Origin of the sequence: Embleya sp. NPDC005971 (genome assembly GCF_040629175.1) — a bacterium.
Lineage (GTDB): Bacteria > Actinomycetota > Actinomycetes > Streptomycetales > Streptomycetaceae > Embleya.
Map to the genome: position 1 here is coordinate 126,553 of NZ_JBEXUX010000010.1, position 12,080 is coordinate 138,632.

At 72.4% G+C, this 12,080-nt stretch carries 9 protein-coding genes; 8 read left to right on the forward strand and 1 reads right to left on the reverse strand.

Translation table 11 applies throughout. From position 1 onward, the window contains the following. The first annotated feature begins 567 nt into the window (after nt 1-567). The 4 genes from ABZ374_RS12060 to ABZ374_RS12075 are packed head-to-tail and all read left to right on the forward strand — an operon-like array spanning nt 568 to nt 5,792. The gene (locus ABZ374_RS12060; protein WP_360309749.1) at nt 568-2,226 is read left to right on the forward strand and encodes an ABC transporter substrate-binding protein; all 1,659 of its coding nucleotides are present in this window, start codon (nt 568-570) and stop codon (nt 2,224-2,226) included. Beyond that, nucleotides 2,223-3,191: an ABC transporter permease gene (locus ABZ374_RS12065; protein WP_360309751.1), complete on the forward strand. Its 969-nt coding sequence runs from the start codon at nt 2,223-2,225 to the stop codon at nt 3,189-3,191. The genes ABZ374_RS12060 and ABZ374_RS12065 overlap by 4 nt, the downstream gene beginning before the upstream one ends. A gap of 4 nt (nt 3,192-3,195) precedes the next feature. Beyond that, nucleotides 3,196-4,056 carry an ABC transporter permease gene (locus ABZ374_RS12070; protein ID WP_360309753.1) on the forward strand — a complete coding sequence of 287 codons (861 nt, stop codon included), beginning with the start codon at nt 3,196-3,198 and terminating at the stop codon, nt 4,054-4,056. Continuing rightward, the gene (locus tag ABZ374_RS12075; RefSeq protein ID WP_360309755.1) at nt 4,053-5,792 is read left to right on the forward strand and encodes an ABC transporter ATP-binding protein; all 1,740 of its coding nucleotides are present in this window, start codon (nt 4,053-4,055) and stop codon (nt 5,790-5,792) included. The genes ABZ374_RS12070 and ABZ374_RS12075 overlap by 4 nt, the downstream gene beginning before the upstream one ends. Here ABZ374_RS12075 and ABZ374_RS12080 read toward each other — a convergent pair. Beyond that, nucleotides 5,770-6,456 (reverse strand): TetR/AcrR family transcriptional regulator, encoded by a 687-nt coding sequence (locus ABZ374_RS12080; RefSeq protein ID WP_360309757.1) that lies wholly within the window; start codon nt 6,454-6,456, stop codon nt 5,770-5,772. The genes ABZ374_RS12075 and ABZ374_RS12080 overlap by 23 nt on opposite strands. Nucleotides 6,457-6,536: 80 nt before the next feature. Between ABZ374_RS12080 and ABZ374_RS12085 the strand changes: the two genes are divergently transcribed. The 4 genes from ABZ374_RS12085 (at nt 6,537) to ABZ374_RS12100 (ending at nt 12,013) form a co-directional block, all read left to right on the forward strand. Then, the gene (locus ABZ374_RS12085) at nt 6,537-7,997 is read left to right on the forward strand and encodes a DHA2 family efflux MFS transporter permease subunit (RefSeq protein WP_360309759.1); all 1,461 of its coding nucleotides are present in this window, start codon (nt 6,537-6,539) and stop codon (nt 7,995-7,997) included. Nucleotides 7,998-8,145: 148 nt separating this feature from the next. Then, entirely contained in the window at nt 8,146-9,735 is a 1,590-nt protein-coding gene (locus ABZ374_RS12090; RefSeq protein WP_360309761.1) for a hypothetical protein, read from the forward strand. Between the two features lie 206 nt (nt 9,736-9,941). Then, the gene (locus ABZ374_RS12095; protein WP_360309763.1) at nt 9,942-10,340 is read left to right on the forward strand and encodes a GNAT family N-acetyltransferase; all 399 of its coding nucleotides are present in this window, start codon (nt 9,942-9,944) and stop codon (nt 10,338-10,340) included. 155 nt (nt 10,341-10,495) lie between these two features. Continuing rightward, nucleotides 10,496-12,013, forward strand: a complete 1,518-nt coding sequence (locus tag ABZ374_RS12100) for a CYTH and CHAD domain-containing protein (RefSeq protein ID WP_360309765.1) — start codon at nt 10,496-10,498, stop codon at nt 12,011-12,013. The last annotated feature ends 67 nt before the right edge of the window (nt 12,014-12,080 follow it).

The window sequence follows — 12,080 nt, forward strand, 5'->3', positions numbered from 1 at the left end:
GAGCGGGATCGTTCCGATCCTGGTCGGATGTACGGGCGCGACGGCCGAATGCCCCCGACTATCGGGCAATCCGGGCATCGACCCGACGAACGATCCCTACGACGACGGATTCAGCGACACAGTCCGCTGGACATGCGGGCGAGATCCACGTCGAGGCGGGACACCAGGGCGAGTCGCGAGGCGCTCGCACCACGGGTCCCCTGCACGGCCATCTCCGAGGAAGAAGTAGAAAAGCTCCGAGCCGGTGATCCGGACTTTCGCTTCATAGCTGAACGGCAGTCTAGAAATCCGCCCGCGTCGCGTCAACACGAAGGTGTCGCGAAAGAAAGCCGACACCCGGACGCGCCGTTCGTCCGCTTATGCCGCGGACAGCGCGCACGAACGACCCCCACTCGGACAATCCCGGCCAATTTCCCGATCACGCCCGTACCCACAAGGGTCGGTAGGGGTCCGCTAGGGGTGCTGGGGGTCGGCGCGACGCCACTACTTTCCTGGAAGTGCCGGCGGCGGCCGTTGCTCCGCCCTGGGCGTCTTCGCCCCATCCCCCACTCTCGACAGGACTCGACCATGCGCGCCATCCGTCCACCCGGAATCGTCGGAGCGGCCTTGGCCGCCGCGCTCGTCCTGTCCGCCTGTACCTCCACCACCAAGTCCGGCAACGTCGCCGCCCAGGCGGACGCGGGTCCGCCGGTCCGGGGCGGCTCGGTCACCGTGGCGATCAACACCGAGCCGACCTGCTTCGACATCCACGTCAGTCCGCAGGACATCACCGCGTCCATCCAGCGCAACGTCTTCGACTCGCTGGTCGCCGAGGACGACCAGGGCAACTTCCGCCCCTGGCTCGCCACTTCGTGGGAGGTCGCGCCGGACCTGACCAGCTACACGTTCAAACTGCGCACCGACGTCAAGTTCACCGACGGCACCGCGTTCGACGCGAACGCGGTCAAGGTCAACTTCGACCGGATCGCCGCCAAGAGCACCAAGTCCCAGTACGCGGCCAGTCTGCTCGGCCCCTACACCGGCACCGAGGTGCTCGACCCGGCGACCGTACGGATCCGCTTCGCCAAGCCTTTCGCGCCGTTCCTCCAGGCCGCGAGCACCGCCTACCTCGGCTTCTACTCGCCACAGGCGCTGGCCGCGGCCGGCGACAAGCTGTGCGCGGGCGGCGCACAGTCGGTGGGCACCGGGCCGTTCAAGTTCGCCGCGCACACCAAGGGCCAGAGCCTGACCCTGGAGAACAACCCGGCGTACAACTGGGCCCCGACCGGAGCCGGGCACCAGGGCGCCGCCTACCTGGACAAGCTCACCTTCCGCTTCCTGCCCGAGGACTCGGTACGGGTGGGCGCGTTCGCCGGTGGACAGGTGGACATCGCCGGGTCGATCCCGCCGGTGAACGTCAAGGGCCTGGAGGGGCGCGCGGACGTGCGCATCCTGCGGCACGACTTCGCGGGCGCGGTGTACAGCCTGTTCCTGAACACCACCCGGGCACCGTTCGACGACGAGCGGGTGCGCAAGGCGGTACAGCGTGGGATCAACATCGGGCCGAACGTGCAGTCGATCTACTTCGACCAGTATCGGCGCGCCTGGGGCCCGCTGGGGTCGGCCACGCCCTCCTACGACAAGACGTTGGAGAACAGTTGGCCCTACGACCCGGCGCTGGCCGGGCGGTTGCTGGACGAGGCCGGGTGGACCGGGCGGGACGGGGACGGCTATCGCACCCGGGACGGCAAGCGGCTGAGCGTGCAGTGGCCGAGCGCGCCGGCGGCGGTGCGCGAGCAGCGCGACATCCTGGCCCAGGCGGTACAGGCGGACCTGAAGAAGATCGGCGTCGAGGTACAACGACCGGCACTGGATCTGGGCGCGTTCACCACGAACGCCTACGCCGGCAAGTACGACGTGCTCGACATGAGTTGGGCCCGGTTCGAGCCGGACGTGCTGCGGCTGTACTTCAACTCGTCGAACCTGCCCAGCGCGGGCGGGCAGAACGCGGCCTGGCTGAGCAACCCGCAGATCGACGGGTGGACCGACTCGGCGGCCGCGACGCTGGATCGGCCCACCCGGGACCGGCTCTACGCCCAGACCCAGGCATGGGTGATCGAGCATGCCGCGGTGGTGCCGCTGTACTCGGCGACGACGCTGTTCGCGACCGGCAAGCAGATCAACGGGCTGCGTCTGGACCCGAACGCCTGGCCACTGTTCCACGACGTGTGGAGCGCCCGGCGATGAGCTCCGCCGTGACCCCGGCCGAACCGGCCCGCCTGCCGCGCGTATTGCGTGCGGTGGGCGGGCGGCTGGTGGCGATCGCCTCGGTGCTGCTCGGCGCTGCCACGCTCGCCTTCGCCGGACTCAAGCTGCTGCCGGGTGATCCGGTGGCCACGCTGCTGGGCCCACAGACCACCGCGTCCCCGGCCGTGCGGGCGCAGATCCGCTCCGACTACGGCTTCGATGACCCCGTGATCAGTCAATATCTGCACTATCTGGGCGAGTTGCTGCACGGACGATTGGGTGAGTCCTATCAACTCCAGCAGCCGGTGTCCGCGCTGATCGCCGAACAGTTCGGCTCCACCTTCGAACTGGCCATGTCTGCGCTGGTATTGGCCGTGGTGATCGCCACGGTCTCGGCGCTGGCCACCGCCGGGCGCCGGTCGGCGCTGCGTTCGGCGCTCGGGGCTTGGGAGTTGGTCGCCGTCTCCACGCCGTCGTTCTGGCTGGGCATCGTGCTGCTGACGGTGTTCTCGTTCCGCCTGCAGTGGTTTCCGGTGGCCGGCACCGAGGGCGTGCAGACGCTCGTGTTGCCCGCCGTGACGCTGGCCCTGCCGATCGCCGGGGTGCTGGCCCAGGTATTGCGCGAGGGCCTGGAGAAGGCGCTGGCCGAACCGTTCGTGGTCACCGCGCGAGCACGCGGGCTCGGGCGTGGCGCGGTCCGGGTCCGGCACGCCTTCCGGCACGCGGCGATTCCGTTGCTGACCCTGTCCGGCTGGCTGACCGGCACCCTGCTGGGCGGCACGGTCCTGGTCGAGAAGGTGTTCGCCCGGCCCGGCATCGGTGCGCTGACCCTCCAGTCGGTGAACACCAAGGACATGCCGGTGGTGATGGGCGTGGTGTTGCTGGCCGCCCTGGTGTTCGTGCTCATCTCGCAACTCACCGACGTGCTCTACGCCGTCATCGATCCACGACTGCGGAAGGGATGAGCGGATGACCGCGACACCGACGGCCGACAAACGGCGGGTCCGGATCCGCCGCCGGCCCGCCCCGCGGGCGAGCGTCGTGGTGGCGCTCGTCGTCCTGGTGCTGTTCGCGCTGATCGGGCTCGCGCCCGGCCTGTTCACCGGCACCTCGCCGATCGAGACCGATCCGCTCGCCGCCCTCCGCGGGCCCGGCGCGGAACACTGGTTCGGCACCGATCAGCTCGGCCGCGACGTGTTCGCGCGGGTCCTGCACGGCGCCCGGCCCTCGCTGCTGCTGGGCCTGGGGGCGACCGTCTTCGCGCTGGTCGGCGGGACCCTGTGGGGTCTGCTCTCGGCGCTCGGCGGGCGGGCCGCCGACCAGGTGTGCATGCGCCTGGCCGACATCATGTTGTCGCTGCCCGAGTTGTTGCTCGCGCTGTTCGTGGTCACCCTGCTCGGCCGCGGCACCGTGGACGTGATGGTCGCGGTGGCCATCGCGGCGATGCCCGGTTACGCACGTCTGGTTCGCGCCGAGGCGCTGGTGGTGCGGCGCTCGGGCTATGTCGAGGCGGCGGCGGGCCTGGGGCTGCGCCGACCGGTGCTGATCGTGCGGCATGTGCTGCCCAATGCGATCGGGCCGCTCCTGGTGCTGGGCACGGTCGGCTTCGGCACCTCGCTGATCTACGCGTCCGGGCTCAGCTTCCTGGGTCTGGGCGCCCAACCGCCCTCGCCGGAGTGGGGCGCGATGTTGTCCGAGGGGCGTGGCTTCCTGGAGACCGCGTGGTGGATCGGGGTGTTCCCCGGCGCCGCGGTGACCTGCGCGGTGATCGCGGTGAACGTGGCCGGTCGGCACGCCCGCACCCGATTCGCCGGAGGGACGGCCCGATGACCGGTACTGCCGCGACCGAACCACTGCTCGTCGTGGACGGACTCGATGTGGCCTTTCCCGGCCGCGAACCGGTGGTGCGCGACGTGTCGTTCACCCTGGCGCGCGGCGAATGCCTGGCGGTGGTCGGCGAGTCCGGTTCCGGGAAGAGCGTCACCGCGCGCACCCTGGTCGGCCTGACCGGCGGCGGCGCCCGGGTGAGCGCCCGGCGACTGGCCTTCGCGGGCACCGACCTGACGGCCCTGTCCGAAGCGCGCTGGCGGGCGTTGCGGGGCCGTCGGATCGGCCTGGTCCTGCAGGACGCGCTGGTCTCGCTGGATCCGCTGCGCACGGTCGGCGCGGAGGTCGCCGAGGCGCTGCGCACGCACGCGGTGGTGCCGCGTGACCGGGTCGGCGAGCGGGTGCTCGAACTCCTGGAGGACGTCGGCATCCCGGATCCGGCGCGCCGGGCCCGGCAGTATCCGCACCAGCTCTCCGGCGGCCTGCGCCAGCGTGCCCTGATCGCGTCCGCCCTGGCCGGCGGTCCCGAGTTGTTGCTGGCGGACGAGCCGACCACCGCGCTCGACGTCACCGTGCAGGCCCAGGTGCTCGCCTTGTTGGGCCGACTCAAGGAACAGGGCACCGCCGTACTGCTGATCAGCCACGATCTGGCCGCGGTGGCCGAGCTGGCGGATCGCATCGCGGTGATGTACGCGGGCGAGATCGTCGAACAGGGGCCCACCGAACGGGTCCTGGCCGAGCCGGAGCATTCCTACACCCGGGCGCTGCTGGCGGCGGTGCCGTCCGGCCGGGCGAAGGGCAGCCGGTTGTCCGGACCGGTCGGCCCGACCCGGGCGCCGGTACCCGCCGCGCCGCCGGTCGGTGCGGTGTTGCTGGAGGTGGCCGGGATCGGCAAACATTTCCGGGCACCCGACGGGACCCGGCACGACGCGGTCCGGGACGTCTCGTTCGAGCTTCGGGCGGGCGAAACGCTGGGCGTGGTGGGCGAGTCCGGGTCCGGCAAGACCACGGCGGCGCGGATCGTGCTGGGTTGGGAGCGCCCCGACGCGGGAGCGGTGCGTTTTCGGGACGCGCCGTGGAGCGAGCTGCCCGAGTCCGCGCGACGCCCCTCGCGGGGACGGATCCAGGCCGTACAGCAGGACCCGCTCGGCTCGTTCGACCCCCGGTATCCGGTCGCTCGGATCCTCGGCGAGGCGGTCGCCGCGGCGGGCCTGCCGGGCGGCAGATGGCGTGCCACCAGAGCGGCGCATCGGGCCCGGGTGGCCGAACTCCTGGATCTGGTGGGCCTGTCCACGGATCTGCTGGATCGGCGGCCGCGCGACATGTCCGGCGGTCAGCGACAACGGGTGGCCATCGCCCGGGCCCTGGCGCCCTCGCCCGAGTTGATCGTGTGCGACGAACCGGTGTCCGCGCTGGACGTGTCCATCCAGGCGCAGATCCTGGACCTGCTCGCCGATCTGCGCGCCGAGTTGGGTCTGGCGCTGCTGTTCATCTCGCACGACCTGGGCGTGATCCGGCACGTGAGCGACCGCATCCTGGTGATGAAGGACGGCCGGGTGGTGGAAAGCGGCGACGCCGAGCGGGTGTTCACCCGGCCCGAGGCGCCCTACACCCGCGAGCTGCTGGCCGCCGTACCGCGCCCGATCGCGACCGTCGGGGCGGTGGCGGACCCGGCGGCGCAGGCGGCGGACCCGCACGCGCGTGGTGGACGGGTGCTCAGCGGCGGGGCGGCGCCGTGATCGCGCCGGAGCGCGGGGCGAACGCGCGCAGGAACGTGGTCACTCCGGCGGTGACCGCCCGATCCAGCGCCGCGTCGTCCACCGGCCGGGTACCCAGCGCGGTCAGCGTGGGCAGGTCGCCGGAGATCAGCGCCAGGAACTGGTTCGCGGCGGTGACCGGGTCGTCGATGTCCAGGTGTCCGCCGTGCGCGAGCCGGGCCAGTCGGCCGGCCAGGGCGTCGATGATCCGTACGGTGCCGCCCTCGCGGATGGTGTCGTACAGGTCCGGGAAGCGCGCGGCCTCGGCGTACACCAGCCGTTGGAGCGCCCAGCCCTTCTCGCCCGCCTGACACTGCACGACACGGTGGGCGATCGCGGTCAGCCGCGGATGCAGTTCCTCGGCATCGGTGGGAAACGCCTCCAGGGCTGCCAGGATCCGGCCGCTGGACTCGATCGCGGCCTCGACCACGACGGTGCGGAAGAGGCTCTCCTTGCCGCCGAGGTGGTTGTAGATGGTCGGCTTGGACACGCCGGCCTCGGCGGCGATCGCGTCGATCCCGGCCAGCGTGTAGCCCTCGCGGGTGAACACCGCCTCGGCGGCGGCCAGGATCGCCCGCCGTTTGTCGATCCGTCCGCGCGTGTCGCCGGCGGTTCGCGTCGTCGACCTCTTCGTTCCCTCGACCATGTTGCGACGTTACCAGACGTGCTGTTAATTTTTACTTGCGAGTTTAGTTAACTGATCTCATCGGTAACTTGGAGGCGTTCATGGCCACCGCACCCCCCGATCCGGAAACGAAGATCGACGGACCACTCCTGCGCCTGATGCTGGTGATGCTGCTCGGCGGCGTGATGGGCATCCTGGACACCACGATCGTCAACGTCGGCATCGAAACCCTCGGCGACGAGTTCGACGCACCCCTCAAGACCATCGAATGGGTGGCCACCGGCTACCTGTTGGCCCTCGCCGCGACCGTGCCCCTGGCCGGCTGGGCCGCGGCCCGGTTCGGCGGCAAGACGGTCTGGCTCACCGGCCTGACCGTCTTCCTGGCCGGCTCGGCCCTGTCCGCGATCGCCTGGAACGCGGAGAGCCTGATCGCGTTCCGGGTGCTCCAAGGCGTCGGCGTCGGCGCCCTGGAGCCGACCCTGCTGACCATGCTGGCCCTGGCCGCCGGACCCAAGCGGGCCGGAAAGATGATCGGCATCGTCGGCGCGGTGGTCACCCTGGGGCCGATCCTGGGCCCGGTCCTGGGTGGCGTCCTGCTCGAACACGCCGACTGGCGCTGGATGTTCATCATCAACCTGCCGATCGGGGTGATCGCCCTCGCGCTCGCCTACCGGCAGATCCCGGCCGACCCGCCGCACGCGGGCGACCCGCCGCCGTTGGACGCGCGCGGCATCTCGCTGCTGTGCCCCGGCTTCGCGGCGGTCGTCTACGGCCTGTCCCAGGCCGCCGGCGACAGCGGCTTCGGCGCACCACAGGTGCTCGCGGCGCTCTTCGCCGGCGTCGCGCTGATCGTGGGCTACGTCCGGCACGCGCTGCGCACCGAACACCCGCTGATCGACGTCCGGTTGTTCCGGATCCGCGGCTTCGCGGGCGGCATCGGCGCGGTGTTCCTGACCGGCATCCTGCTGTTCTCGCTGCTGTTCCTGATCCCGCTGTACTACCAGGTGGCCCGCGACCGCGGCGTGCTGGCGGCGGGCCTGCTGCTGGTGCCACAGGGGATCGGCGTCTGGATCGGCATGCCGATCGCCGGCCAACTCTTCGACCGGATCGGCGCCCGGGCGCTGATCCCGTTCGGCGGCCTGCTGGCCGCGCTCGGCATCCTCGGCTTCAGCACCGCCGACGCGGGCACCAACACCGCCGTTCTGGTCGGCTATTCGTTGGTGACCGGCGCGGGCCTGGGCTTCGTCGGCGCGCCCGCGATGTCCTCCGTCTTCGGCTCGGTGGCCCCGGAATCGGTGCCGAGCGCGACCGCGGCCGTCTACCTCGCCAACCAGATCGGCGGCACGCTCGGCATCGCGATCGCCGCACTGGTCCTCCAGAACCGCACCGAAAGCCACGACGTGGTACCCGCGTTCCAGGGCACCTTCGGCTATCTGATCGCCATCGCGGTGGTGGTCGGCGCGGTCGGCCTGGTGCTGCGCCGCGCACCGGCCGCCGCCGCGCCGGACGCCTCGCCGGCCCAGGACACGCCGCTGCCGGAACCGGCCCACCAGGAGGCGTGACCGGCCCCGGGCCCGGCCCGCGACCGCTGCGGCGGCGCGGACCGGGTCCGCCGGCGGATTGCTCGCGCGCCGAGCGTGAGGATCCGCCCGCCGCGGTGTCCCAAGGAGGCAGGACCCGGCGGGAAGCCGGGCCATCTCGGGGGGACGCATGGGGGAAATCGTGCACGGCGGCGCTCGATCGGTCGATCCGGTTCCGGTCGAGCTACGCAAGGGCCCGGCGGCCGACCAACCGGTGACGGCTCCTCGGGTGGCCGCGTCCGGGTCGGAACCGACCGGTCTGCTCTACGACCTGATCCGCTGGCCGATCCGGATCGTCGCGGTCGTCGTGTTGTTGCCGATCCGGCTGGCCTGGGAACTGCTCAAGGTGCTCGGCCGGGGCATCCGGGATCGGGTCCTGTCGCCGGCCGGTCGCCTTGTGCTGCTGCTCGGGCGCGGCCTCGGGTTCGCCATCCGGAATTGGCTGCTGATCCCGGCCGTGCGAGCGCTGCGGGCCGTGGGACGCGCGCTCGATGTGTGGATTTGGGATTTCCTCCTGGTCCCCCTCGCGAAGGCCGCCCGCGCCGCCGTGTTCGCACTCGGCCGCGGACTGCGGTGGCTGGCCGTCGAGGTGGTGTGGCGCGGGCTGTGGTTGGTCGCCCGGTACGGGGTCGTCCGGCCGTTGCGCCGGCTCGGCGCGGGGCTGCTCGCCCTGGCCCGGCTCGCGATCCGCGCCGCCGCACTGCTGGGCGCCGCGATCGCACGCGCCTGCCACTTCCTGGTCGTCGTACCCGCCCGTTGGGGTTGGCGGGCCGCCCGGGTGGTCGGTCGCGGCTTCTGGCGGTGGCTGCACTACGTGCTGATCGTGCCGCTGAAGTGGCTGTGGCGCGGGGTGGTGGCCGGGGCGCGGGTCGCCGGACGCGGTCTGGTCGTACTCGGGCGAGGCGTCGGCTTCGTGCTCCGGCACGCCGTGCTGACGCCGGCCCGGTGGTTGTGGCGTGCCCTGGTCGGCACCGCCGGCCTGGTCGGGCGTGGCCTGCTCCTGGGCGCACGGTTCGCCGTACGTGCGCTGTACCTCGGCGTCGTCGTCCCGATCCGCTGGGCCGGCCGAGGCGCGCTGCACACGCTGCGGCTCGTCGGGCGCGGCCTCGTGGTCGTCGGGCGCGCCGTCGGGGTCGCGTTCGTGCTGGTCGTCGCCCGACCGGTGGTCTGGGCCTGGCATCGGGTCGTCCGGCTCGTCCGCGCGCTGGGCCGGGCGCTGGGCCGGGCGCTGCGCTTCCTGATCGTCCTCCCCCTGCGCTGGGCCGGGCGCAAGGCCGTGCTCCTGGCCCGATGGATCATCCGGGCACTGCGCTTCCTGATCGTCCTCCCACTGCGCTGGGCCGGGCGCAAGGCCGTGCTCCTGGCCCGATGGATCATCCGGGCACTGCGCTTCCTGATCGTCCTCCCACTGCGCTGGATCGGCCGCAGGGCCGTGCTCCTGGCCCGATGGATCGGCCGAACATTGCGCCTGCTGACCGTGCTGCCCGCGCGTTGGGCCGGGCGCAAGAGCGCGTCTGCGGCCCGGCTGGTGATCGGACGACCGTTGGTCTGGGCGAGGACGGCGGTCCTGGCGCCCGCCATCCGCACGATCGCGCACACCTGGCGCGCGACGCTCGCCCCGATCGGCGCGATCTCGCGCACCGTCCGGGCCCAATCCCGCGCGGCCGGCCGCGACGTGCGCCGCGCCCTCTCCTTCGGCACCCGGTCGTCCGACAAGTAGCCGGGCCCGCCGCCCGCCCGCGACCCGCATCCGCATCCGCATCCGCATCCGCATCCGCATCCGCCCGCACCAATACCTGCAAAGCGACCGAACCACCCCGAATCCTGTCCCGACCATGGGGTGTCCATTGCCTGCAACGGCTTCTGGAATGGGCCCAAATCTCGTTGAATGTCGTCGTGGATACGAATGTGGCGACGATTCGGCGTGTGACGACGGTGGCGGACGTGATCGCGGCCGGGGACCTGTTCGACGACCCGGTACGCCCGGACTGGGCGGCCCGCTTCCTGGGCGAGGCGGGGCATCACATCCTGCTCGCCTACCTGGGCGCCGCCCCGGTCGGGATGGTCACCGGCGTCGAGACGACGCACCCGGACAAGGGCACCGAGATGTTCCTGTACGAACTGGCCGTCGCCGAGGACCACCGGCGCCACGGCATCGGCCGCGCCCTCACCGAGGCGCTGGCCGAGCTGGCCCGCAAACGCGGCTGTTACGGCATGTGGGTACTCACCGACCGCGACAACGACGCCGCCGTCGCGACCTACCGCACCGCCGCCGCCGACACCGAGTCCGACCACGTCATGTTCGGCTGGACCTTCGACGACTGAGCCGGCGCGCTCGTCCGTGTCGGGTCGGCCGAATCGGGCACACGTATCCGCGAGCCGGGTCGGCGAGCTCCGGATCCGTCCACCATCCGCCCCCGCGTGGCGTGCGACCGCCCGGTCGAGCCCCTCGCGACGCCCCGAGGAAGCAGGTGCGTGCCATGGCCGAGGTCGTGCGTGAGATCGAGCGCAAGTATGTCGCGCCGGAGGGGGTCGGGGTGCCCGACTTCGCCGGGATGTCGGCCGGGGTGCGGGTCGAGGTCGGCAAGACCGTCGAGCTGGACGCGATGTACTTCGACACGCCCGGTCTGGCGCTGGCCGCGCACGGGATCACGCTGCGCCGGCGGACCGGGGGCGCGGATGCCGGGTGGCATCTGAAGCTGCCCGCCGGGGTGGACGCGCGGGACGAGGTGCGGGTGCCGCTGGGCGCGTCCGAGCGGGTGGTGCCGGCCGAGCTCGCGGTGCGGATCCGGGCGCACACCCGCGACGGCGAGCCGGTGCCGACCGTGCGGCTGCGGACCGTGCGCGAGGTGCGGCTGGTCCGGGCGGGCGGGCCGACCCTGGCCGAGATCGCGCACGACTCGGTGACGGCCGAGGTGTTCGTCAAGTCCGGTGTGACCACGGTGTCCTGGACCGAGGTCGAGGTCGAACTGGTGGACGGTGAGCCGGCGCTGCTCGACGCGCTGGATCGGCGGCTGGTCAAGGGCGGTTGGCGGCGGGCCCCGACGGCGTCCAAGCTCGGACACGCGCTGACCGAGGCGGGTCTGCGACCGCGCCGCAAGGTCGCGAAGCCGCGCGCCGGAAGCGCCGGGGCGGTGGCACTGGACTACGTGCGCGAGCAGATCGACACGCTGCTCGCGTACGACCCCCGGGTCCGGCTCGACGAACCCGACGCGGTGCACCGGATGCGGGTCGCCACCCGGCGGCTGCGCAGCGCGTTCCGGGTCTTCGCACGTGTGCTCGACGAACGGGTGACCGGCATCCTGGGCGCCGAACTCAAATGGCTGGCCGCCGAGTTGGGCCGGGCTCGGGACCAGGAGGTGTTGGCCCAACGGCTGCGCGACCGCCTCGACGCGCTGCCCGCGGAGGCGGTACTGGGGCCGGTGGAGGCCCGGCTGACCGCGTGGGACGCCCGGCGCACCGCCGAGGCCCGGGTCCGGATCCTGGGCGAACTCGACGGCGCGCGCTACTTCGCCCTCCTGGACGCGCTGGACACCCTCGTCGCCCGCCCACCGTTCACCGCCCGAGCGGCCCAACCGGCCCGCCGTCCGGCCGCGGCGGCCCTGCGTCGCAGCGACCGGCGGATCTCCAGGCGGGCCCGCGTCGCGCTGCGCTCCCCCGCCGGGCCGGCCCGCGACGCCGCCCTGCACGAGGTGCGCAAGGCCGCCAAGCGGGTCCGCTACGCCGGCGAGGCCACCCGCCCGGCGCTGGGCAAACCCGCCAAGCGGCTCGCCAGGCGAGCCAAGGAGTTGCAAAGCCTGCTGGGCACCCACCAGGACACCGTGCAGACCCGAAAGGCCCTGCGCCGACTGGCCATCGGGGCGCACAGCGCGGGCGAGAGCGCCTTCACGTGGGGCCTGCTCTACGGCGAGGAGGTTGCTCTCGCACGGCGCATCGAGGCGGAATTCCCGGCCCAGTGGGCCGACTACGCCCGCCCGCGAGTACGCCGGGGCCTGTAGCCGACCGGGGCCGACCGGGCCTCGATCCGAGCGCGCGCAGATCACGAGTCGGGCGTTCCGCTTTTGG

Excerpts from the sequence above, each read along its gene's own strand:
- ABZ374_RS12060 (WP_360309749.1), top strand. The coding sequence starts at position 568 with ATGCGCGCCATCCGTCCACCCGGAATCGTCGGAGCGGCCTTGGCCGCC.
- ABZ374_RS12065 (WP_360309751.1), top strand. The coding sequence starts at position 2,223 with ATGAGCTCCGCCGTGACCCCGGCCGAACCGGCCCGCCTGCCGCGCGTA.
- ABZ374_RS12070 (WP_360309753.1), top strand. The coding sequence starts at position 3,196 with ATGACCGCGACACCGACGGCCGACAAACGGCGGGTCCGGATCCGCCGC.
- ABZ374_RS12075 (WP_360309755.1), top strand. The coding sequence starts at position 4,053 with ATGACCGGTACTGCCGCGACCGAACCACTGCTCGTCGTGGACGGACTC.
- ABZ374_RS12080 (WP_360309757.1), bottom strand. The coding sequence starts at position 6,456 with ATGGTCGAGGGAACGAAGAGGTCGACGACGCGAACCGCCGGCGACACG.
- ABZ374_RS12085 (WP_360309759.1), top strand. The coding sequence starts at position 6,537 with ATGGCCACCGCACCCCCCGATCCGGAAACGAAGATCGACGGACCACTC.
- ABZ374_RS12090 (WP_360309761.1), top strand. The coding sequence starts at position 8,146 with ATGGGGGAAATCGTGCACGGCGGCGCTCGATCGGTCGATCCGGTTCCG.
- ABZ374_RS12100 (WP_360309765.1), top strand. The coding sequence starts at position 10,496 with ATGGCCGAGGTCGTGCGTGAGATCGAGCGCAAGTATGTCGCGCCGGAG.